Raw genomic sequence first — 24,123 nt, forward strand, 5'->3', positions numbered from 1 at the left:
TTCTGAAGATGGAGTTTTAATGTTCTGAAAAAAAGTTCTGATGAAGTTTTTTTGACAGTTCCGGTTTTAATTTTAAAAATTGGTAACCGCTTTTAATAGCGATCCATAAAAAATCCTGTGCCGCAGTTGTATAAATAAAAGGAGAAGAAAAATTCACCAAATAGGATTTCACTGTCTCATTACAAAGAATACATGCGCCATGTGCTCCTAAAGCTTTTCCATAAGTGATTACAGCCGCAAAAACATCATGTTGCAATTGATATTTCTCAATCAGGCCATACCCGAAAACTCCGAAATAATGGGCTTCATCTACAATCAGTGCGGCATTATATTTTTTAGCCAATGCTGCAATTTCCCGGACAGGGGCAAAATCTCCATCCATTGAATACAGGCTTTCTATAGCAATGTAACACTGCCCGGGATGTTTTTTCAGAATACTTTCCAGATCTTCCGGATCATTATGCCGGAATTTTATTTTTTTTGCATGAGACATCCTGCAGGCATCATGAACAGAACGGTGGATATGCTCATCCACAATCACCGTATCATGGCGGTCCGGCAGTGTAGAAAATAAAGCCAGATTGGCATTGTAACCGGAGCAAAAAAGCAGGGCTGCAGGATATTGATGCTGTTCCGCAATATAATTTTCCGTTTCCGTTACTGTACTGCTGTTTCCACTGATCAGCCTGGAACCTGAACTCCCGTAAAGTAATCCTGGATTTTCCTGTATCTGTTTCAGAAGAAGCTGGTGAAATTCTTGGCTCCTTGCTAAACCTAGATAATCATTGGAATAAAAATCAATACCGGCTGATTTTGGCTTTAATGTTCTCAGTATTCCCGTCTCCTTTCTTTTGTCAAGGGCTTCCTGAAACTTTTTAAGCATAATCTAACTGTGATACTTCCTCTGCTATGGCATTGATCCACTCATCATTCAGCATCTTTTCTACAGCCAGAATATTTTCTGCATGCTGTTTCCAGTCTGGTGAGAATTCATTCAGCTGACTGATCATTTCTTCGAGGTGGCCTTCTTCTTCCAGAATAATAGATTTTACCATAATCTTAGAAGATTCCTTGGTCAGAATATCCTGATAAACCGGATACAGCTCATCCGCACGGACTTCAATGGCATAGGTCACAAAAAGATAGGCTGCGTATTTCAGCTCTTCATTATTCAGATTAAATGCAGAACGAAGGTATCTGCAGGCCTTTATATCCAAAGAATGCAGATACTGCCGGGTAGCAACCGGAGCCAAGAGCTCATGTTCCTGGTATGTTTTGCATAATTCAGGGTTTATTTTTCCGATCTGTTTTTTTAGATAGTAGGCATGGCGGTGCTCTTCAGCAGCGTGTTTGAGCTGGATCAGTGTAACTGAAACCGGATGCTCACACTTCGATATTTTTCTGGCCCCTGCGTTTTCCATAAACGAAAGGGTATTCAGCCATTTGGCATGGGTACTATCGTCCTGTACAATTCTTTCAAGGAGTTTTTGAAATTCCATAGATTTTATTTTGAACCAAAATTAGTATATTGCCGGACCGTTAAAAGGTGCCAGTTTTAATATTATGGATAGTCCGGTTAATATTCCTTACAAAAGTTTTATAGACATTGATAGAAATTCAGAGGCTTCTATCTATATGCAGATTGCCAATCAACTGATCAATGCTATTCAGAGAGGTTTTCTGCCTCATGGAACAAAGCTGCCGGGAACCAGGGCATTCAGTGAAGTACTGGAAATTCACCGCAATACAGCTGTTGCAGTTTACGATGAATTATCGGCGCAGGGCTGGGTGGAAAGCCTTCCGAACAAAGGAACCTTTATAATCGGTGGGAATCAGGAAAAACCGGTAAAGGTTAAAGATTTTGAAAAAAACAGCCTTCAGAATTACCCTGAAACCACGGGATTTTCTTTTAAAACTTCGAATATTTTGGATAATCCTTTTGAGCATTCGGACTGCGAGTATGTTTTTAATGATGGTGTCCCGGATATCAGGCTTACCCAGATCGGACAGCATTCAAGGTTTTACAGCTCTATTCTTAAACGGAAATCCAACCAGAAAATGCTGGGCCATTACAATCATGACGGAAGTGAATTTTTTAAGGAACATCTTTCCCATTACCTTAACCTTTCCCGCGGACTGCCTATTTCAAAGAATAACCTTCTTATCACGCGAAGTACTGAAATGAGCATTTACATCGTTTCTGAAATCCTGCTTTCTGCAGGAGATACGGTATTGGTAGGGGCTTTGAGCTATTTTTCTGTCAACATGATTTTCCAGAAAACGGGTGTCAATATCGTATCACTGCCAATTGACGGGGAAGGAATCATTGTAGAAAATGTGCGTGAAGCCTGTAAAAAACAGAAGATCAGAATGCTTTACCTCACACCGCACCACCACTATCCTACTACGGTTGCTTTGAGTGCCCAGCGAAGGCTTGAGCTGCTGGATCTTGCTCATGAGTATGGCTTCATCATCCTGGAAGATGATTACGATTATGAATTTCATTATGACAAAAGCCCTATTCTTCCGCTGGCCAGTGCTGATACAAATGGAATGGTTATTTATATCGGATCTTTTGGAAAATCGCTGGCCCCGGGATTCCGGACAGGTTTCATTGTTGCCCCGGAAAACCTGATGGCTGAAATGAGGAAATACCTGGGAATCATAGACCGGCAGGGCGATATTTTAATGGAAAGGGCTTTAGGGGAAATGATTGAGGAAGGAGAAATAAACCGTTATCTGAAAAAATCGCTAAAGGTCTATCAGGAAAGACGCGACTATTTTGCAGAACTGCTCAGGGAAAATTTAAGCGGACTGATACGGTTCCAAAAACCATCGGGAGGACTTGCTTTCTGGCTGGAATGGAACGTCCCCGTGAATCTGATGCAGCTGAGCAGAAACTGTGCCGGGAATAATCTTTTTATCCCGAAAACACTGCTGTACCAGACCAGAGATCTTACTGCGATGAGGCTGGGTTTCGGAAATCTTAATTTTGAAGAAATGGAAAAGAGTATTGAAGTTTTTTCCGGACATGCAAAAAGGCTGTTATAAATCTCCTGCAGATAAAGCAGATTTTTGTGTTTGGAATATCCGCTAAACCTGTTAGAGGCTGTTTAAATTTTTAAAATCTAGCGGATTTGGCAGATTATGCGGATTTTTATAACTGAAAATAAATCTCTTTAATCTACGGGAGGAATGTTTTTCTTTAGTAATTATTTCTGGTTAGCTTAATTTTTTTTTCATCATCAGATCAGTCTGATCGTCATCTCCCAGCCTGAAGGTATGGCTACCAAATTCCTCAAAGCCGTTTTTCCTGTAAAAATTAATAGCCCTGAGATTTTTTTCCCAGACTCCCAGCCAAAGATAATTTTTATTAAAGCTCTGAGCAGTGTTCAAAGCCCTGTCATACAGCAGCTGTCCCACTTTCTTGCCGTGATGGCTTTGTTTGACATAAATACGTTCTATTTCCATATAAGTATCATCATGCGCTTCAGTCTGTGCAGATGCCGAGTTCAGTTTCAGATACCCGACAGGGATATCTTCTTCCCATGCGATATAGAAATGGGAATCAGGATTGTTTAATTCTGAATTCACTTTCTCTGTACTGAAACTTTCTTCGAGATAGGTTTTCATCGCTTCCTCCGAATTGCTTTCTGCAAAGGTTTCGGAAAAAGTCTGTCTGCCAATGCTTTGAATGGTTTCGAGATCTTTTATTCCGGCTTTATGGATGATGACTGACATATTTTTCATTTATTGCTCTAATTTATTAATAAGATTTTTTATTTCAGGTATGCTTAATTCTGTTTTTGTTTCTGTCTGTAGAATATTTTTTAAAATTTTTACGTGTGCAGTCTTTAAAGCATCTTCAGCTTTTACTTCCTGATCAGGAAATATTCCGGTATGTTCCCAGTTTTTATGGCTTACTGAAGACGTGATCTTCCCTGCCGGAACAAGCAGCAGATATTGATTCTGAATGATAAAGTGATCTACCGGATTGGCCGCACCTTCCGTTTTTTCACCTATGACTTTGGCCAGTTTATATTGCTGTAAAAAGTAAGCAAGCCCTTCTGCTGCGGAAAAAGTTTTTTTGCTGGTAAGAATATAGATGTTTTTGTGAAGGTATTTCTGTCCGGTCACTTTAGATTGTGTGCTGTTTATTACTGTTTCATCCTTATGCCTGAAATAAGTAGTATAGAGGTCTGTTTTTTTATCAAAAAAATAACTGCAGAATAACAAAAGCATTCCATTATCTCCGCCGCCGTTTTCTCTCAGGTCAATAATCAGAGAATTGGTATTGGCAACAAAATCCATTGCGGCGGCCAATGTTTTTTCACTGGATTCCATAGTGGCAAAGCCTTTATAATTAATGTAACCGATATTGCCTTGCAGCCGCAGAACATTTTCAAACCCAAAATTTTCAAGACTGTTATGAAAATTGTTCAATTTCTCTTCTTCTTTCTCATTTATCGGCTTTTCAGGAGTATAATTCCCGAGATATTTAACGAAAAAGTGTTTATCGTTTACAGATATTCTCAATTTTTGAGTGAAAAGCGATGCAAAGTCTTTTCCGGTCAGATTATTAAAAGCCCCTTTCCGGGACTCATCTTGAAATAAGGAATCCACTTTTTTATAAACTTCCTTATCAATATAATAACTTTTCACCTTTTCTGTGATATCAGCAAGTACTGCTGTCCTGTCATCTTTCTGTGCATAAGACAGTAAGGCATTGAAAACGAAAATTCCGGTCAGTAATTTTTTCATTGAAATAATAGGTAATATTTCAGCAAAAGTATTTTAATGGTAATAGTATAAATTGTAAAAATGGAAACTCAGATAAACAGCCAGATATTATTCTGTTCAGTATCTACATTCTCAAAGAATTTTCTGGGACTTATTTTTGTTAATTCCTTAAAATCTTTAATCAGATGGGACTGGTCATAGAAAAGATTCTCATAGGAAAGCTCCGTGAGATTTTTCACTCTTTTGTTTGAAATCAAAACTTTACGGAATCTCTGGATTTTCCTGAATTCTGATGTTGGCTTGGCCAGATACCGTTTGGAAATTTTGTTAAGATATTGTCTCGTAATATTATTTTTTGCAGCAATTTCTTCTATGCTAAGTTCAGTTTCAAGATCAGCTAACAGAGCATAGGCAAACGTTAAATTCTTTGCCCGGAATTTTGAAAGCCAGTAAGCTTCCAGCATTTCAATCTGTTTCTTTCTGTTGGATTCCTTCAAAACAGCATGCATAATTTCTTTAAAATCTGAGCGATGAATGTTGTCCTGCAAGGCTTCACTGTCGTCTGCATCAAAAAAATGATACATTCCTAATGGTTTAAAGTAAACGGTAACTTCATTAATGGACTGCTCATAAAAAATTTCAGTAGGAACAGAACACCTGCAAACAAAATCGGTCACTAAATTTTCTGACAGAGATCTATGGATTTTCACCCATCCTTTATCCTGGACAATGGAAACATCCTGACAAGCCGAAACAATGAAATAGTTGTCAGGAAAAGTGAGATAAGTTACCGGGCAGTGAGCATCATTCTTCTCCATAAAATAATAACCTTCAATATATTTTTTGAGAAAAGGATGTATAGGTTGATAAAAAGTAACTTTCATATGATCCCAGGCCTGAATATAAAATACAGATAGAAAACAAAGTCCTGAAAATGTCTTCAGGATTTATATTGATGCAAATAAAATTTTCTTAAACGCTTCAGAAGCCAGATGTACCTGCACTGCCCAGTCGTCTGCTGCATCGCTTCCCGCATCATCGGAAATGTATTTCAGACACAGGAAAGGAATGTTTTCTTTCTTTGCGATCAGAGCAAGCGGGTACGCTTCCATATCAACAATATTGTAATCCGTTTCGGAATGGTTCATCTCAAAGCTGTCACCGCTGCCGCAGATCCCCTCTTTCAGGCCGTTCATCTGAAGGCCGTATTCCAGAACAGGAGGAATGCCGGATAAAGGGGTTTCATAAAGGCTGAAGCCAAGACCACGGACATCCATATCACGCTGAATAAATTGGGTACAGCAGATCACCTCACCTTTACTGAAGCTTTTACTTCCTGCAGAACCCAGGTTGATGATCAGCTGAGGTTTTCTGGCATGAATTTCCCGGGTAAGCTCTATGGCCGCATTTACTTTGCCTATCCCTGTTACCAGTTTATTCTTTCCTTCAAAAACTTTCCCGGCCTCCGAATCCAAAGCAAAGACAAACAGTGTTTCCGAAACCGGATACTGAGATGCAACATTGATTTTTATCATTTGAACACAATTATTTCAACAAAAATAAGCATTGAACAGATAAAATGGGATTTTTTTCTACTTTTATTGGACTTTATGGCAAAGAAAAAACACCTCAAATGGAGATGTTTTTATGATAAAAGGCTAATTTTCATTTTTTGATGTATTAACCTGGTTTTAAATACTGCATCCGTCCGTATCACAGGAAGCTCCTCCGTTTTGAGAAAGATCTTTAAACGGACTTGCTGTTTCTTTGTAAGTCTGCTGAAGTGCATCTGCAAAAACTTCTGCGGGCTGCGCACCGGACACTGCGTATTTTCCATTCAGAACAAAGAAAGGAACGCTCGAAATACCGTTGTTTTTTGCCTCCTGAATATCCTGGTTGATTTCATAGTTGAATTCATCTGATGTTAAAGCCCGTCGTGCCTCATCATTATCAATGCCTGTTTTTTCAGCAAGGGAAATTAGTTCTTCAACATCTCCTACATTTTTTCCATCGGTAAAATGCGCTTTAAACAGAGCTTCTTCCATTTCACTGGACTTACCGTGTTTTTTGGCAAGATGAAGCAGCTTGTGTGCGGCAAAAGTATTAATGACCAAAGCTTTTTCAAAATTAAAATCAATTCCTGCTCCCTTTCCCATCTGGGCAACCTGGGCAATCATCTGAGAGGCCTGTTCCGCCGGGAAACCTTTTTTCTCTTTAAAATATTCAATTGTGCTCTGTGGCTTTGAAGCATCTAAGGTTGGGTCCAGCTGGAAGCTCTTCCATTCTATTTCCACTTCATTTTTAAACGGCAGTTTTTCAAGAGCCTGTTCAAAATTATTTTTCCCGATATAGCAGAACGGACACATAACATCCGACCATATTTCTATTTTCATTTTTTATTTATTTTGAATTCCTGTTGAATTATTCATCAAATTTAATGTATTCCGGTCAATGTAACAAGTTTTGTTACATTACATTATGAAAGCGGAACAATTATCTTCTGTTTTTCCGGCTCTTTTTTCTAAAATATGATTCGATTATATCTTCAACGGTTAAAGGTAAAAAAGAGGCCGCTCCAAGTAAGCGGCCTCTTTCAATCAACTATAGCATTTAATCTTAAAATAATGTGTCAGCAGGAAAATTGGAGGTATTTTTTCATCGATAACAGCTTTACAGAATGCAGGCTGCGTGTTTTTTGTTTTATTTTAACGGAAAAATGACTGTTAATATTTTGCAGATGTATTTTTTATTCTGAATATTTAATAAAGATTTTCTTAAATGCCTTTATATAAAGGATTTTTCATGGGGAAAAATCAGGAACTCAAACATCTACTTCGGAGTATTGGGGTATTTGGAAAGAAAAACAGCACTTTATCAATGTAGGATATTACACTGTACAGTTTTAAGAAAGTCGCCTGATCGTTTTTTCCGATGAGATCTATTGAAAAAAAGGTTTTCAGGTTTTGGAAATATTAGGGAAATTTGCAGAATGAAAATCATCCCGCTTAAAGAAGGCAACTTCTCGGCCAGCAAAACGAAAGAATTTACTTTACTGACAGATGAAAATCTGAACACCATCAAAGGAATTAAAATGTCTGTGCAGCCATTTCTGATTGTCACGGATAATGATTATATTCTTCTTGATGCCGGGATCGGCTGGAAAAATGCTGAAGGAAAGACTGTCATTTCCAAACTGCTGGAAAAAGAAAATATCACACCTGGACAGGTTACCAAGCTTCTCCTCTCCCACCTTCATAAGGATCATATTGACGGCAGCATTCAGAAAAATGAAAATGGATTTGCTGCCGCGTTTCCCAATGCGAAAATTTATATCCAGAAGCGGGAGCTGGCTTTTGCTATGGAAAATAAAGGAAATCCTTCTTTTGACTTTGATACCCTGGATAAGCTGATCAGCCTGCCGAACATTGTATGGATGGATGAGGACCAGGGAAAGATCGGTGATGAGATTTTTTTTGAAGTAGTGGGCGGGCATACCCCTTTCATGCAGGTATTCTGGATCAAAGAAAATGATGAGACTGCTTTTTACGGTGCAGATGACCTTCCGCAGGAATCTTACCTGAAATACCATCTGGCCTATAAAAGTGATTTCGATGGCAGAAAAGCAATGGAATTAAGATTAGCCTGGCAGAAAAAAGCCGCTGAAGATCATTGGAAAATACTGCTTTATCATGATCTGGACAAAGCAGTAATCCAAATATAATCTGATTAATAAATAGGTTTAAAGATCATTAAACCATTTGTAGATATCCAATTCAGAAGGAATATTAAGTTTCTTGCGTATTCTGTTTTTCCTGTTTTGGATGGCTTTTGGCGTCACAAAAGTGTAGGTCGCAATTTCCTTGGTGGTAAAGTTGAGTTTAAGGTAAATGCAGAAAATCAGTTCAGAATTTTTCAGATTGGGATGTACCTTGGCAATTTTATCAAAAAAATCAGGGTAGACCAGTCTGAATTTATTCAGCAGACGTGGTGAATTTTCTTTAGCCAGTGTAATAATTTCGTCCTGCATTAAAATCTTTTGGTTCAATTCTTCTAAATTTGATTGCGGTCTTTCGTTTTTCATAATATTTTCTCATCGATACTTTATTTCCGATACCTAAAGATGATCTGTATCAGTATAAAATCTTTTCCTTAAGCTATTGTAATAGCCGTTTAATATTGAGGTTATTTTGTTTATTCAGGTTTCATACATTCTGATGTGTAAAATGCATTTTGGTGAAACCTGTATTAATCTTAAATCCCCGAACTGAAGTTCATTGTTCCGGTTTTTTTTAATGAAACAAAGAAATAAAAAATGATTAAAATCTTACGGAATTGAAATACCACATACATACCACGACCTATCCGTAAAACAGAAATTTATTTTATTTTGAACCCAGTTTTGAAATTAAGTTTCATCTTTATTTATTTTAAACAAATTTAAAGGATATAGAGCTTGTTTTTTTATGATCTCGATCAATGTTTTGAAGATCTTATTTCCCTGTCTTCTTGGTATAGATTTGAAATTACATTCTCAATTTTCTGTGGCATTCTGTATGAAGGGAATTTATTCAACCTGAATTTTCTTACTAATATTGATATTTGTGCTTTTGAATTTATTGTGGTTGAAAGACATCAATGGTTAAATATTTGTTTAAAATTCAATTAAAAAACTATCAGACCATGATCGCTGAAGATTTACTCATTTCATTTAGAGCAGAAACTAAAGAATATTAATCCTGCGCTGAAGCTAAAACTGATGGATTATCTCAAAAGCTTTTATTACTTCAAGATTCTTTAACGAGACAGAAGCTTGCCTTCTCTTACCAGACTCCGGGTAGAAACCGTTATAAGAGCCATAAAAAGCATGGAAAAAGATAAGATTCTGAAAATTGAGAAGAGGAAGATTATGTATTAATTTTTCTGGTTTGGAAGATGTAAAGAAAGAATGGAAATTCTGCCCAACGGCTTATCAATCATCATTTATCGCTACTTACCATCAAGTTGTTTCTGGAACTCCTCCAGATATTGCGCAAGATGAATCCCGTCTGCCAGGCCGTGATGGGCTTCCACAGAAACGGGAAGGTATTTTTTACCCTCACGGATACTGAACTTTCCAAAGGTGATTTTCGGGACAGATTCCGAATTATTAAAACTGGTAGGATGCAGCAGCGCACTGAAAGAATTCCACGGGATTGTCGTATGCCTGATCAGATCTTTACCGAGATCGCCATTATTCAGCCTGAGCCCCGAAGAATGCTCTACAGCCTCTATTTCCTTTTGCATTGCCGCATTAAATACCTGAAAATCCTCAGAAAAAGGCATAAATGCAAAACCGAAAGTTCCGTCCGGTCTGCCGATCGTGCTTCCCGCATGAATGGTATCGTATAAAATGACCTGACCGTCAACGATCCGCAGTTTCAGTTCATCCACAGTATTTACCGCAATCATAGACCGATGAAGATAAGTGGCGAAAAAAGAATCTCCGTTTTCCTTGGCGTAATCATAAGCTTTTGTACAGTCAACTTCCGTGGTAAAACCAAAATAAGGGCTTTCCATTTTCGAGAAGAATTCAAAATGCTCTTTCCGTTTCCATTTTTCGATGTCTATGATCTTCATTGATTTTATTTGGTGCAAATTTCAGGAAGTTTTACCGGTTTTAAAAGGTATAGGGAAAAAATATAGAGATAAATCATTAAAATTTAATCATACCTTGCTGTAAACGGCCGGATTTGGTCAGTTTTTTGATGCAGACAGAACACGGGATTACAGGATTGGTATTTGCTTTTATCTTGTAAATTCCAGCTTATATTCTTCAGGCCTTATCATACTTTAGAAGCCGTTACTTAATAATAACTGACAATATGGATACAGAAAAAATAGGATTTATCGGGCTCGGAAATATGGGCCATCCCATGTCCAAAAATCTTGAAAAGGCGGGATTTCCGCTTTCAGTGTACAACAGATCATCTAAAAAAGCCGAAGATTTTAAAGAAAAATCAACGGTTTATACTCAGATTCCTGAGCTCGTTCAGAACAACAGCATTATATTCACTATGCTTACCGATGATCGTGCAGCCAAAGCAGTTTATGAAGAAATTCTAAAATCGGATATCAGCGGGAAACTCTTTATAGACATGAGTACTATTTCTCCTCAGGCTACCGCTGAACTGAATGGTGCAGTCAGAATAAAAGAAGCCTCTTTTATAGATGCTCCGGTGGCCGGAAGCACGGCACCTGCAGCAGAGGGAACCCTGATCATCATGGCCGGCGGTGAAGAAAAAGACCTGCAGCGGGCAATGCCCTATTTGGAAAAACTTGGAAAAGCTGTAAAACATTTAGGTGAAAACGGAAAAGGAATTGCCGGAAAACTCTCCGTTAATTATTTCCTGTCTGCTATTTATCAGGGATTGGCAGAAACGGTTCTGTTTGCTGATAAACTGGGAATTGACCGTACTTCTATGCTGGAAATCATCAACGAAAGTGCCAGCGGAAGTGGTGCTACCAGAGTGAAAACGCCAATGCTGATCAACAACAAATATGACCCTGCATTCGCTTTGGATCTGATGCTGAAAGATATTCTTCTTGCCCAAAATGCAGGCGCCGACTTCCCTTTATCAAAGGTGTTGAGTGAAACCTACCAGTCCGCTCATAATGAAGGTTTTGGTGAAGATGATGTGATCGGCATTATCAATTATCTGAAAAAATAAATACAGAATAATCCGGCCATGATATTGATTTTTTAACTCTAAATACTATGGATACACAAAATTTTAAAGGAAATAACTGGTCCGCTAGAAAAGTAGATCAGATATACATTGTAAGTGTAAAAAACGGATCAAGCATCATGAATGCGTTGACTGATTTTGTTAAAGATCAAAATATCCTGGCTGGAGAAGTTACCGGGATTGGAGCGGTAGACGAAGCCACACTTCGCTTTTTCAAGCCTTCAGATAAAAATTATGTCGACAAAACATTTAGTGAACAGATGGAAGCCACCAATATTTCAGGAAACGTTTCCGTGATAGAAGGAAAGCCTGTGCTCCATCTTCATATTACCCTGGGAAGAGAAGATTATTCAGCTTTGGCGGGACACCTTCTGGATGCAAAGATCCGTGGCGCAGGAGAATTTATTTTCTATCCGCTGGATACCAGAGCTGTTAAAATTAAAGATGAAGACGCAGGAATCAACTTCTATGATTTTGAAAAATAACGGGTGAAATGTCTTAAAACGGTGTATTTGAATAAGCATGGTAAAGAGTTTATGGTATAAACTTTTTCACATACCACACTTTGCTGTAAAATTGATGCATCATCCTAATTTGGTGGGATTTTTGAATGTAAAATATAAACCAATCACACCATTGAAATTAATCACATTCACAAAAAAGGGAATTTACTGTCCGCAGGGTAAATTTTATATTGATCCCTGGAGGCCTGTTGACCTGGCAGTCATCACGCACGGACATGCAGACCATGCCCGGTGGGGAATGAAAAAATACCTTTGCCATCACTTTACAAAACCAATTCTTTACCAGAGGATCGGGATAGATATTGAATGCCAGAGTGTAGCATATGGGGAAGTTATAACCCTGAACGGAGTAAAAATTTCGCTGCATCCTGCCGGACACATCATTGGATCTGCCCAGATAAGATTAGAGTACAAAGGATATGTTTCCGTGATCTCCGGTGACTATAAAGTGCAGGAAGACGGACTGAGCACGCCATTTGAACTGGTAAAATGTAATGAATTTGTCACAGAAAGTACTTTCGGACTGCCTATTTACAACTGGCTGGAAGTTCCCGATCTCAATAAAAAACTTCAAACCTGGGTGCTGAAAAACCAGGAAAATTCAAAAACATCCGTATTTATAGGATATTCGTTGGGGAAAGCCCAGCGTATTATGAAGGCTGTGGAAGGGTTAGGGAAAATTTACGTCCACTACTCCATCGGAAAACTGAATGAGACCTTTGAAATTTCCGTCTTTCAGGAATTTTTCTAAACCTAATTCTATTCTTGCAGCCGCTTCAAGAGATTTTCTGTTGCTTCCGCCTGAAAGAAGAGATTCCGCCATTTTATAAGACGCTTCATATTCTTCCATCAAAGTTTTGATTTCGCCATCACCAATGGAATTGACAACGCTTACCAAATCCCCGATTCCCCAAGTGTTTACCGAAAATCCGAATTTGGTTTCTGCTTCTACTTTGTCGCCATCGGTAACGGCAACATATCTCATATTATCGCCAAAACGAGCGAATTTCGCTCCTTGCCAATCGTCCCAGCCTGCTACAACACGACTCCATTCTCCGATTTGTTTCTGAACTCTTTCGTCAGACCAATGTCCTACAACTACTTTTCTGTTTTTGCGGAGACGGCTTACCATAAACCCGAATTCACGGTCGCCGTGAGCTGCCTGATTCAGGTTCATAAAATCCATATCCATCGTTGACCACGGAATATCCTGATTGAACTGCGTGTGCAAATGTAACATTGGTTTTTGCAAAGCGGTCAATCCACGAATCCACATTTTTGCAGGTGAAAAAGTGTGCATCCAGGTTACAATTCCGATACAGTCTTTTGAGAAATTAGCAGCTGTAAGGGTTTCAAAAATTTCTTCCGTAGTTTTTACCGTTGGTTTCAGAACAACTTTTACCGGAATTGATGAAGAAATATTAAGCGCTTCAACAATTTTCTGTGAATGTTCGGCAACCTGCGCTAATGTTTCAGGTCCGTATAAATGCTGGCTTCCGGTGATAAACCAGATTTCTTTTGTATTGAGAGGTGTTAACATATTTTATAGTTGATAAATGATGATTGATTTTTATTATATATTAAACCTTCAAGGTTTTTGAAACCTTGAAGGTTTGTTTAGTCAACAGTTTTTACTGTCCGTAATAGGCGTTTTTGCCGTGTTTTCGTTCGTAATGTTTTTTGATGAGCGAATCTTTCAAACGTGGCGCATTTGGGTTGATTTGTCTTGTGCGATACGCCATTTCTGCGATGGTTTCGAGAACTTTGCTGTTGTAGACAGCTTTGTCCGCATTTTTACCCCAGGTGAACGGTCCGTGATTTCCTATAAGAACCATTTCGACTTCTTCGTAAGACAATTCTTTTTCTTTAAAGCAATCAAGAATCTGGATTCCTGTATTGTATTCGTAATTTCCTTCGATTAAATCATCGCGCATCGGCGGTGCACAGGGAATATCTGAAGTCAGATGGTCGGCGTGTGTGGTTCCGAAAATAGGAATATCCATCTGAGCCTGCGCCCAAGCTACCGAATAAATGGCGTGGGTATGGGAAATTCCGCCAATGTTTTCCCAGTTTTTGTAAAGGTAAGCGTGGGTTTTGGTATCGGACGAAGGCCTTAAATTTCCTTCAACCACATTGGCATCGTAATCTAAAATCACAATGTCTTCCGGTTTTAAAAGTTCGTAGGGAACACCGCTTGGTTTGATGGCAAAGATTCCTTTTTCACGGTCAACGGCACTTACGTTTCCGAATGTGTAAACGACAAGCTTCAACGCATCCAACTGCATATTGGCTTCGTAACATTCTCTCTGGAGTTCTTTATAGATGCTCATTTTAGTTTTATTAAATGATTGAAAGATTAAATAATTTAAAGATTACAGTTTACTTATTTCAGGTTTCAGCTCGTTATTGATTTAGTTTCAGCATTGAATCACTCGCAGCCCGACCTGAGTGGAGCTCTTTTTGTGTAGCAAAGCGGAACAAAAAAGCGGGAACGGAGGGCGGATCAAGCTGCCATAAAATCTTTGGTTATTAGTTGTTATTTTAAAATTGAATGTGATTTCTATCAACTATAAACTGTCAACAATCAACTTCTTTTTCGATTTTATGTTATTTTCCGTGAAGTCGGCGAGAATCTGATATTGACTCATCAATTCTGCATATTTTTCTACGTGTTCTGTCTGTGGGAAATATTCGGCTTCAAAATCGGAACCCATTTTCTGACTTGCTTCCTGAACGTTGGGATAAATTCCTGCCGAAACTGCGGCGTAAATTGCGGCTCCCAAAGCCGGAGCCTGGTCGGATGCAGCCACCACAATCGGCATATTCAGGACATTTGCCAAAGTCTGCATAATGAACGGAGATTTTCTGGCAACACCACCAATTCCAATTACTTTTTCTATTTTCACGCCTTCCTCTTCAAAACGGTCGACGATTTTTTTGGAACCGAAACAAATCGCATTCACCAAAGCTTTGAAAATATGTGGTGCTTTTGTACCTAATGAAAGATTGCTGATAGCGGCTTTCAGTTCCTGATTGGCATCGGGTGTTCTTCTTCCGTTCACCCAATCCAGGGCAATAGGAACGGCTTCGGAAAGAGGGATTTTTTCGGCTTCTAAAGTTAGATTTCGGATAAGATTGTTCTCTATTTCTTCCTTTAATTGTTGTTTTTGATTTTCATCGATAACGTTAGAATTCATCAGAATATTTTGAGTTGGCCACATCAGAATGTCTTTGTACCAGGCCAACAAATCACCAAACGCTGACTGACCCGCCTCCAGACCAATCAATCCCGGAATGACCGAACCATCTACTTGTCCGCAGATTCCTTTCACAGTTTTGTCTCCGATAATTTCATTGGGTGCGACCATAATATCGCAGGTGGAAGTTCCCATAATTCGGATGAGTGTGTTCTCTTCCACTTTTGCACCGACTGCTCCGGAATGGGCATCGAACGTTCCTACTGCAATCACAGTGTTGGTTGTCAATCCTAATTTTGCTGCCCATTCTTGATTTAAATTTCCTGCAACTTCGTTGGAAGTGTAAGTTTTATCGTACAATCTGTCACGAAGTTCCGCTAATGACGGGTCTAATTGACCGAGGAAATCTTTTGAAGGAAGTCCGTCCCACGAATCGTGCCACATTGCTTTGTGACCCGCTGCGCAACGGCTTCTTTTGAAAGTTGCCAAATCCTGATTGTCGGAAAGGAGAAACGTAATATAATCGCAATGTTCCATCCAGCTGTAAGCCGATTTTTTTACATTATCGTCAACTCTGTTGATGTGAAGGATTTTTGCCCAAAACCATTCGGAAGAATAGATTCCGCCTTCAAATTTTGTATAATCTTCGCCGCCCCAATTTCTTGCCAAATGGTTGATTTCTTCTGCCTCGTCGATAGAAGTATGATCTTTCCATAAAACCATCATAGCATTGGGGTTTTCTTCAAAACCGGGAGTTAGAGACAATGCGATTCCATCCTTATTTACCGGAAGTGGCGATGAACCCGTGGTATCGATACAAATGCTGACAATATTTTCAGGTGCTATTCTACTTTCTTTTACGACATCTGAAATGGTTTTTTGTAAACCTTCGATATGATCCAAAGGATTTTGACGGAACTGGTTTTCTTCAGGTTTACAAAATTTTCCTTCTTTCCATCTTTGGTAATAGCTCACGGATGTGGCGAGTTCAGCTCCATTTTCTGTATCAATCAGGACTGCACGTACGGAATCTGTTCCATAATCTAATCCGATAACATATTTCTTCATTTTTGCGATGAATTAAATTTTAAAAAATTTTTACATTTCTCTTATTGAGAGAATAAAACAAATATAAATTATTATTTTAAATAAATGTAAATATTACACTTAATTTTATTTTTTCTTTTATTGATGGTATTTAATGGGCTATTTCACCTTTAAAACCACCAAAGAATTAGATGGGATTTGAACAGAAAACTTCCCTTTTTTTATCAAAGAATTCTCTTCAAGAGGTTTTATATTTTCTGTTTGGAAATTATTTTCGGCAGAAAGTTGTGAAGCTGTCAAGGTTGTTTTGGTCAGTTTACTTCCTATTTTGATGTTTTTTGGATTGATTTCAATTAATTTTTCCTGGGAATCTGTATTGACAATCTTGATAATCACTTCATTATTTTTACTGTCTTCCACTGCAGATGCGAAGAGTTGATTTTGACCTTTTACGGCATTTCCATTTTCAGAAATTCTGATTAAATCAGTTCCTTTATTATTTGAAAACAATTTTTGAACGTAATAATTTGGCGTTGCGTAAGACTGCAAATTATTAAACCAAATTAAATCTGGTGTCCATTGCCAACCGTCTGCGTGTGCAAAAAGCGGCGCATAGGAAGTCATTGTTACCACGTCTGCATTTCTTTCGAGCCCAGTCATAAAGGCTGCTTCCGATAGAGCGGTCTGCCAGTTATTTTTATTATCAGGTTTTACGACACCAACTGACTGAGCAGCATATTCTCCGGCAAAAACTTTGGGTCCGGAACGGTCGTAAGCATCATATCTTCCGGCATTTTTTGTAAACCATTCGGGCGAATTGTAATAATGTTCGTCAACAATCTGTGCGTTGAGTTTTTTGAGTTCTTTCCAGCCATATTCAAAGAATTCTCCGTCAGGTGACGGTCCGCTACCAGAAATGATTTTGATATCGGGATATTTGGCGTGAATGGCTTTTTCAAAAATCTTGTAACGCTCGATGTAATCTTCTCCCCATTGTTCGTTCCCAACGCCGATATATTTCATATTGAATGGTTTTGGATGTCCCATTTCAGCACGGATTTTTCCCCATTTTGTACTTTCGTTTCCATTAGCAAATTCGATTAAATCCAATGCATCCTGAACGTAAGGATTTAGTTCTTCCAAATGTACCAATTCGGCAGTGTTGAACTGGCACGCCATTCCACAACTCAGAATCGGTAACGGCTCTGCTCCCAAATCTTCGGAAAGCTGGAAATATTCATAAAAACCTAAACCGAACGACTGGTAATAATCGGGAGTGAGACGATGTGCAAAACCTGAACTCCATTTGTTGATGAGATATTCTCTGTCGGCGACATTTCCCAATGTTTTCTTCCATTGATATCTTTCGGCAAGTGTTCTGCCTTCGACGATACAGCCACCTGGAAAACGTAAAAATCCGGGTTGCAAATCATATAATTTCTGAACCAAATCTTTGCGCAAACCACCCTTTCTTCCTTTCCAGGTATCTTGCGGAAAGAGGGAAATCATATCCATATTTACTACGCCTTTTCCGGTAAAAGTGATTTGCAGTTTCGCTTTTTCAACCATTCTTGATGGAGAAAAAACGGCAGTATATTTTTGCCAGCCTTTTCCTTTGATCAATATCGGAACTGTAGAAATTACGGTTCCATTTTCGTCTACCAAGCTTGCATTTACAGCAGAAATGTTTCCTGATACATTTTCCAAATCAAAACTGAAATCATACTTTGCACCTTGATGAAGCCCGATTCCCCAGAAACCTTCGTTCTCCAAAATATAATTTTTGTCATTGTAAACGGTGATTCTTGCGTAGTTTTTATTGGTTTTAGAATGATCTGAATAAATGGTCAGAAAACCGGAATCTAAATTTGGAGAAAGCGTCTTTGTATTTTGCTGTTTCCAACCCATCAATGGTTCATCAAATTCAAAGCTTCGGTTCTTGATTAATTCAGCATAAATTCCACCATCGGCTGCAAAATTGATGTCTTCAAAGAAAATCCCGTACATCGTTGGCTGGATTTTGATGTTGGTAGGACTTCCATCCAAATCAAAAGTAAACTTTGAGGTTTGCGCAGTTGAAAACGCAACGCAACTTGTGAGAAGAATGGTGAAAATTTTATTTTTTGTTTTCATTGATAATTTATTTTTGGGAATTATCCAAAATAGATACTTCGACTACGCTCAGTGTGACATCTCTAATTGTGAACTTTTGAATTAAATGATATTATTTTGTTTATTGACAAACCTTATAGGTTTTAAAAACCTATAAGGTTTTCTAAATTGAGAATAGTTTATTTGACTTTCAACTGAATACTTTTTAGTGCTGAGTTTTTTGAAGTCCCGCCGTAGAAAATGGTATAATCTCCTGGTTTTGAAACCAAATCATCAGCTTTTTCATCATAAAATTTGAATGAATCTTCTGAAATAGTCAATTGGATATTTTTTGTTTCTTTTGCTTTAATCAAAACTTTTTCAAAAGCTCTTAATGTTTTTACAGGAGCCAAAGCATCGTTATTTCTTTTCACATATACCTGCACCACTTCTTCACCATCTCTTTCTGAAATATTGGTAACAGGAATGGTTATTGTGATATTTTCATTAGAATTGATGTTGTTTTTGCTCAATTTTGCATTGCCATAAGTAAATTTTGAGTAGCTCAAACCGTGGCCAAATGCATATAAAGGATCTTCGGTCATATAACGATAGGTTCTTCCTTTCATATCATAATTCTCAAAACCCTGATGCTTGCTTGTGGTCGAAAGTGCATTATCCAATTGCTCAAGATTTTTGTAAAAAGTAATCGGTAATCTTCCGGAAGGATTGTAATCTCCCGCCAGAACATCGGCAACGGCAGTTCCGCTGGATTGTCCGCCGTACCAGGCATTCAGCAGAGCATCATAATTTTTTTCATCCTGCTGCAAACCAAGCGCACTTCCCGTGCACAGTACAAACACGACGGGTTTCCCTGTTTTTCTCAATTCTGCCAACAGTTCACGCTGAACTTTAGGAAGTTCTATTGAAGTTTTGTCACCACCTTTGAAACCTTCAGCACTTACCTGCATTTCTTCACCTTCCAGACTTGGGGAAAGTCCGCCTGCGAAAATAATGACGTCGGCGTCTTTCACTTTATCTTTTACTGAAGCGAAATTTACCGGGTCTTTTCTGTACACTTCAAAGGCAATGCTTACATATTTTCCTTTTTGACTGTGACGCAATTCTATTTGGTATTCTTTCCCTTTCTCCATTTTCACAGGAAATTCCGAAGGATGTCTTGCATCGGGACCTTTTCTTGTAGCGATTTCTTTACCATCAACAAAAAGTGTATAAATATCTGATGTTGCGGCAGAAAATATTACTTCGCCCGAATAACTGCTTTTAAAAATCCCTGAAATTCTTGCTGAAGTATTTTCTCTGGCGACTCCTGGTGCAAGCTGTGTTCCACCAAAACTGTTGTAGGTAATTCCTGTTTTATTAACCGAAGTATTGACCGGTTTTTCTTTGAATTCGTTATTGTTAAAAAACTCCACCTTCATTCCTTTTTCGCCATTCTTCTGGCTTACAAAATTCTGATAAAGAGAAGCTCTGGACGACGGGTCTGCCACTTCACTTCCTTTTTCGTAAATGATTTCAGCATTCGGAAATTTGGTTTTAATTCCTTCTAAAATCGTTACGGTTGAAGAAGGTGTTCCGTTGTAATTCCCCAACTGCATAATTCCGTCATCGGCATTGGGACCCACAACGGCTATTTTTTTAATATTTTTATTTAAAGGCAGGATGTTTTTTTCATTTTTCATCAGTACAATAGACTTCTGAGCCATTTTTAATGCCTGTTCTTTGTGTTCTTTAGAATCTACCGTAGAATAAGGAATATTGTTCCAGTGAACGGAAGATTTAGGATCAAGCATTCCCAGTTCAAACCAGCCTTTCAGGATTCTGCGCATTGAAATATCGAGGTCTTTTTCAGTAATTAATCCGCTTGCGAGGGATTTATTGAGGTTATTATAAGTATCTCCACATTCCAGATCTGTGGAATGTTTTAGAGCATCAGCTGCTGCACTTTTTTCGTCGGGATGCGTTCCGTGGTATTTTTCCTGATAGAAATCTGCCAAAGCCCAACAGTCTGAAACGACCATTCCGTCATACTTCCATTTACCACGGAGAATTTCATTAAGTAAAGTATTATTGGCACAACAAGGTTGTCCGTCGAAAGCGTTGTAAGCGCACATCACCTCTCTTACATTTCCTTCTAAAACAAGTGCTTTGAAAGCCGGAAGATAGGTTTCATAAAGATCTCTTTTTGAAATTTCGGCATTGTAGGAATGTCGGTTCCATTCCGGGCCACTGTGAACGGCGAAATGTTTGGCGCAAGCGTGGGTTTTAAAATATTTAGGGTCGTTTCCCTGTAAACCTTTTACCGCAGCAACACCCAAAACAGAAGTAAGATATGGATCTTCACCGTAGGTTTCCTGACCTCTTCCCCATCTAGGGTCACGGAAAATATTGATATTCGGAGTCCAGAATGTAAGACCTTCGTAGCGTCCGGTTTTACTGGCTTCATCAAAAGATTTATTGTATTTCGCACGGGCTTCGTCAGAAATCATTTCAAAAGTTTTGAGATGTTCGGGAACGTCCCAAGTTGCAGCCAATCCGATCGCCTGAGGGAAAACGGTTGCCGTTCCTGCTCTTGCAACGCCGTGAAGTGCTTCATTCCACCATCCGTAAGCCGGAATTTCCAGTCTGGGTACAGCTTTGGAATTATCCATCATCATCCCTATTTTTTCATCTGCTGTTAATAATCCCAAAAGATTTTCGATTCTTTGCTCGACGGGAAGATTGGGATTTCGAAACGGATATTTGTAATTCTGAGCAAAACTGAAAGTACAGACAAATACTGATATGGTTAATAAAATTTTGTTCATATGATTGATTTTAAAGCAGTTTTTTATTAATAAATATTGAATATTATCACCGGATATTCCTTTGCAGTGTGATAAAGACAAATATAAGATTCTATTTTGAATAAATGTATATATTACACTTAATTTATAAATAGTAGTAAAAGAAAAAGTCATCGAAATAAACCGATGACCTTGTAAAAAAATTAATTTGAAAAAAATATGATTAAAGGTTATTGCTTTATAAATTTGCTTGTGATGTTTTTCCCTGAACCTGATATTTCAATAAAATATACTCCGGAAGGAAGTTTTGAAACATCAATTTTGTTTTTGCCGTTGGTCAGTTTTGCTTTGTAGGAAACTGTACTTCCTTTTGCATCAATGATAGAATAAGTTGAATCAGCCGATTTCCAATCAATAAAAATTTCGGTTTTGGCAGGATTTGGATATAGGGCAATATCGTCTTTTGCTGTTATTAAATTCTCAACTCCAAGCGTACCAAAGCTCAAAGAAAGAAAATTATTTGTGTAAGTATTATCTTCGGTAAGATATCCCTGAAATGAACTGATTACAGGCTCGTTGCCCGCTGTTACTTTATAAAATCCTGTAACTCCGCTTTCTGTTTTCAGGACATATCCTCCTGCAGCCACTTTTATAGACTGATAAACTCCGTTTATCTGATTAACAGTAATTGCTTTTGGTGTAGATACAGCTCCTGATCCTGTGAATGTTTTGCTTCCTGTAGCATTAATCAATACAGGAATATTGGCAGGAATTACTCCGTTGGAAATTGGTGTACAAACTACATTTCCGGAGCCCGGCTGCATCATGTATGCCGTAACTCCAGAAGGAATGGCTGACTGAAAAGGTAAAAGAACAATCCCGTACCCATTAAAAGTTCTTGTATACGTGGCAGAATTTGCTGTAAAGCCGAACGGAACCTGAAAATCTTTACCTAAATCTGAAAGCGTAAGGTTCTGACAAGAATTGCCTGAAACTACATTTACATTATTATTGCTGACACTTCCGTTAACATAAAAAATACTGTTACGGTTGGCAGAAGCATTGTTCCAAGTATCTGCCGATGTGTTTCCTGTAACATTTTTGAAATCAACAGATGTATAATATTCATTTTCTAAGGCATCAGTAAGGTTACTGTCTGAAAGTGAATATGCTGACGCAAATTTTGAAGCTCTTTCATTACCTACATTGAAATAGACATCACCTAAAGTCAGGGTAAGAATTGAGCTGTAATTTCCGCTTCTAAGCCCGATGATTCCTTTGCAGCCATAAGGAAGAACTGATCTAGAAATATCAAACACAAGATTAAAACTTCCGGATCCTGGTGCAGGAAATGCTACACTGCCATAATTATAAGATCTTACAGTTCCGCTGTTATCAACATAATACAATGTTGTATTTGATGAAGTCGGCAAGTTGCTTGTTGTATAGCTTAATACATTAAAAATTAATTTGTTATAACGGTCATCCAGATTCAAATATCCGCTGTTGGCATCTGTGTTTGGGCTTATCAACGGGGTAGAATTGTAGAATGTAACCGTTTTTCCGCTAAGCTGATAATTAATACCAAACGCTGAATTGGTCGGGATCTGAGTTTCAATTTTATTATAATGAACATCTCCGCCTGTCATTAATGATACCGGTCTGTCGCCACTTTTATTAAAAACAAAAGTCATTACACTGGATGGGCTCACCTGAACTGTCGGACGAAAACTCGCCGTACTGAAAGAAAAAGGTGATGAAGCCATATTCACAGATTGTGAAGTGGTTGTCTTTACTCCTGAGGTTGTAAAGAATGGCAGATCAACTTTAAGATCATAGGTGTTGGAAGAAGAATTGATAACAACAAGGGTAATCTGATTGCCGTCCAGCGAAATATAGGAAGAACCTTCTAAAGTTCCGCTTGAGGTTTCCCATTTTGCGTCAATCCTGGTTTTACCCGTGGTATTTTTAGCATATTGTGATAAAATATATCCTCTTTTGGTCATGTCTCCGGCAACTGTTCCGTATGTACCGTCTCCCATCAGACCGTAATATCTTTTTGAGGTGTAATGAATCCACGCATTTACATTTCCAAGCAATGCATTATTGACACTTTTTGCGAACGTGAAGCCATCGGTATTCCATAAAAAATCTCTCGGAGTCTGGCTGCTTGAAGAATTCCAGTTGATCAGATATTCTGTCTGCCATATTTCTTTGTTATAATTCTGAAACTGCTTGTAAGCCGACTGCATCGAGCCGTACTGATGCCCTCCGTACACCTCAAAATTCGCCATTACCGCAGGATCTAAGAATGCATTAGCAAAATTATCCGTAAAACCAACACTTTCCGGCGCAATTACCTTGCAGTTGATAAGCTGACCGTAGTTTTTAACAAAAGTTGCAATTTGCGTCGGTGTCCAGATACATCCCTGATACTGTGCCATTTCATCAGGCTCGTTCTGTATGGATATGTAATCAAGAGCAACACCGTTGTTTTGCAGATAGGTGACAAAACTATTGAGATAAAGAGCATAATCCTGATATTTTTCCGGCTTGAGATAGCCGATCTGCTGTACGCCGTTTGCATCAGTATATACTGCGTTTACGTGGTTATTGGTTTTCCATTCTGCCGGCATCGTCCACGGACTGGCGAATATGGTAAGTCCCATAGATTTCGCCAGCTGAGCCGTCGCAAGAGCCGCACTCCAATTGCTGCTTTGCTCGGGAATATAGAGACGCATAATATTATATCCACCTTCACTGCCTGCGCCCCAAAGTTTCTGAATCTCTGTGGTAGTCATATGGTTGTATCCGAATTGCGGACTGCAGACAAAACCGCCAAAACCTGTTATTTTCTGATAAGAAATATTCTTATCGATTTTTACTTTTGCCTGCACGTTTTGTGCATTCAGCTGTACTGACATTGCAATACCTGTAATCATTACAAGTATAAACTTGAAGATTTTTTTCATAGTAATAAGTTGTTTAATTG

The 24,123-nt window shown here is 38.5% G+C and carries 18 protein-coding genes and 2 pseudogenes; 5 read left to right on the plus strand and 15 right to left on the minus strand.

Annotation, left to right across the window (positions count from 1 at the left end; translation table 11 throughout):
• Nucleotides 1-16 precede the first annotated feature (16 nt).
• Entirely contained in the window at nucleotides 17-883 is an 867-nt protein-coding gene (locus IX38_RS17665) for an aminotransferase class I/II-fold pyridoxal phosphate-dependent enzyme (RefSeq protein WP_228377993.1), read from the minus strand.
• Nucleotides 876-1,499 carry a hypothetical protein gene (locus IX38_RS17670; RefSeq protein ID WP_034707191.1) on the minus strand — a complete coding sequence of 208 codons (624 nt, stop codon included), beginning with the start codon at nucleotides 1,497-1,499 and terminating at the stop codon, nucleotides 876-878. The genes IX38_RS17665 and IX38_RS17670 overlap by 8 nt, the downstream gene beginning before the upstream one ends.
• Before the next feature lie 64 nt (nucleotides 1,500-1,563).
• On the opposite strand from IX38_RS17670, the gene IX38_RS17675 reads away from it, so the two are divergent.
• On the plus strand, nucleotides 1,564-3,051 hold the full coding sequence (locus IX38_RS17675) for an aminotransferase-like domain-containing protein (protein WP_034707192.1): 1,488 nt from the start codon (nucleotides 1,564-1,566) through the stop codon (nucleotides 3,049-3,051).
• 171 nt (nucleotides 3,052-3,222) lie between these two features.
• Here the strand turns inward: IX38_RS17675 and IX38_RS17680 are convergent, their stop codons facing one another.
• The 5 genes from IX38_RS17680 to IX38_RS17700 all read right to left on the minus strand — a co-directional run bounded on the left by IX38_RS17680 (nucleotide 3,223) and on the right by IX38_RS17700 (nucleotide 7,133).
• Nucleotides 3,223-3,750: a GNAT family N-acetyltransferase gene (locus tag IX38_RS17680; protein WP_034707193.1), complete on the minus strand. Its 528-nt coding sequence runs from the start codon at nucleotides 3,748-3,750 to the stop codon at nucleotides 3,223-3,225.
• Complete coding sequence (locus IX38_RS17685) at nucleotides 3,751-4,761, minus strand: S41 family peptidase (RefSeq protein ID WP_034707194.1); 1,011 nt, start codon at nucleotides 4,759-4,761, stop codon at nucleotides 3,751-3,753.
• Between the two features lie 68 nt (nucleotides 4,762-4,829).
• On the minus strand, nucleotides 4,830-5,624 hold the full coding sequence (locus IX38_RS17690; RefSeq protein WP_034707195.1) for a helix-turn-helix domain-containing protein: 795 nt from the start codon (nucleotides 5,622-5,624) through the stop codon (nucleotides 4,830-4,832).
• Between the two features lie 63 nt (nucleotides 5,625-5,687).
• Nucleotides 5,688-6,275, minus strand: coding sequence for a 5'-methylthioadenosine/S-adenosylhomocysteine nucleosidase family protein (locus IX38_RS17695; protein WP_034707196.1), 588 nt, complete (start codon nucleotides 6,273-6,275; stop codon nucleotides 5,688-5,690).
• Between the two features lie 156 nt (nucleotides 6,276-6,431).
• Nucleotides 6,432-7,133 carry a DsbA family oxidoreductase gene (locus tag IX38_RS17700; protein ID WP_034707197.1) on the minus strand — a complete coding sequence of 234 codons (702 nt, stop codon included), beginning with the start codon at nucleotides 7,131-7,133 and terminating at the stop codon, nucleotides 6,432-6,434.
• A gap of 596 nt (nucleotides 7,134-7,729) precedes the next feature.
• On the opposite strand from IX38_RS17700, the gene IX38_RS17705 reads away from it, so the two are divergent.
• Entirely contained in the window at nucleotides 7,730-8,461 is a 732-nt protein-coding gene (locus IX38_RS17705) for an MBL fold metallo-hydrolase (RefSeq protein ID WP_034707198.1), read from the plus strand.
• Nucleotides 8,462-8,479: 18 nt separating this feature from the next.
• On the opposite strand, the gene IX38_RS17710 is transcribed toward IX38_RS17705, so the two are convergent.
• Together IX38_RS17710 and IX38_RS17715 are read right to left on the minus strand one after the other, a co-directional pair.
• Entirely contained in the window at nucleotides 8,480-8,821 is a 342-nt protein-coding gene (locus IX38_RS17710; RefSeq protein WP_051884855.1) for a helix-turn-helix transcriptional regulator, read from the minus strand.
• Nucleotides 8,822-9,726: 905 nt separating this feature from the next.
• A complete protein-coding gene (locus tag IX38_RS17715) occupies nucleotides 9,727-10,356 on the minus strand; it encodes a chloramphenicol acetyltransferase (protein WP_034707199.1) in 630 nt (209 codons plus the stop codon).
• A gap of 245 nt (nucleotides 10,357-10,601) precedes the next feature.
• Here IX38_RS17715 and IX38_RS17720 point away from each other — a divergent pair, with 245 nt between their 5' ends.
• The 3 genes and pseudogenes from IX38_RS17720 to IX38_RS17730 all read left to right on the plus strand — a co-directional run.
• A complete protein-coding gene (locus IX38_RS17720; protein WP_034707200.1) occupies nucleotides 10,602-11,447 on the plus strand; it encodes an NAD(P)-dependent oxidoreductase in 846 nt (281 codons plus the stop codon).
• A 47-nt stretch (nucleotides 11,448-11,494) separates the two neighbouring features.
• On the plus strand, nucleotides 11,495-11,950 hold the full coding sequence (locus IX38_RS17725) for a PPC domain-containing DNA-binding protein (protein WP_034707201.1): 456 nt from the start codon (nucleotides 11,495-11,497) through the stop codon (nucleotides 11,948-11,950).
• Between the two features lie 151 nt (nucleotides 11,951-12,101).
• Nucleotides 12,102-12,713 (plus strand): annotated as a pseudogene (locus tag IX38_RS17730) (ligase-associated DNA damage response exonuclease); the annotation flags it as partial.
• Here the strand turns inward: IX38_RS17730 and IX38_RS17735 are convergent.
• The 6 genes and pseudogenes from IX38_RS17735 to IX38_RS17760 all read right to left on the minus strand — a co-directional run.
• Nucleotides 12,708-13,529, minus strand: a pseudogene (locus IX38_RS17735) (L-arabinose isomerase family protein); the annotation flags it as partial. The pseudogenes IX38_RS17730 and IX38_RS17735 overlap by 6 nt on opposite strands.
• A gap of 91 nt (nucleotides 13,530-13,620) precedes the next feature.
• The gene (locus IX38_RS17740) at nucleotides 13,621-14,319 is read right to left on the minus strand and encodes an L-ribulose-5-phosphate 4-epimerase (RefSeq protein WP_034707202.1); all 699 of its coding nucleotides are present in this window, start codon (nucleotides 14,317-14,319) and stop codon (nucleotides 13,621-13,623) included.
• 237 nt (nucleotides 14,320-14,556) lie between these two features.
• Nucleotides 14,557-16,254 (minus strand): ribulokinase, encoded by a 1,698-nt coding sequence (locus IX38_RS17745; protein ID WP_034707203.1) that lies wholly within the window; start codon nucleotides 16,252-16,254, stop codon nucleotides 14,557-14,559.
• A 138-nt stretch (nucleotides 16,255-16,392) separates the two neighbouring features.
• The gene (locus IX38_RS17750) at nucleotides 16,393-18,366 is read right to left on the minus strand and encodes an alpha-L-arabinofuranosidase C-terminal domain-containing protein (RefSeq protein ID WP_034707204.1); all 1,974 of its coding nucleotides are present in this window, start codon (nucleotides 18,364-18,366) and stop codon (nucleotides 16,393-16,395) included.
• Nucleotides 18,367-18,524: 158 nt separating this feature from the next.
• Nucleotides 18,525-21,152, minus strand: coding sequence for a glycoside hydrolase family 3 C-terminal domain-containing protein (locus IX38_RS17755; protein WP_034707205.1), 2,628 nt, complete (start codon nucleotides 21,150-21,152; stop codon nucleotides 18,525-18,527).
• 209 nt (nucleotides 21,153-21,361) lie between these two features.
• On the minus strand, nucleotides 21,362-24,103 hold the full coding sequence (locus IX38_RS17760) for a T9SS type A sorting domain-containing protein (RefSeq protein ID WP_034707206.1): 2,742 nt from the start codon (nucleotides 24,101-24,103) through the stop codon (nucleotides 21,362-21,364).
• Between the last annotated feature and the right edge of the window lie 20 nt (nucleotides 24,104-24,123).

Source organism: Chryseobacterium luteum (assembly GCF_000737785.1).
GTDB classification, from domain to species: domain Bacteria; phylum Bacteroidota; class Bacteroidia; order Flavobacteriales; family Weeksellaceae; genus Chryseobacterium; species Chryseobacterium luteum.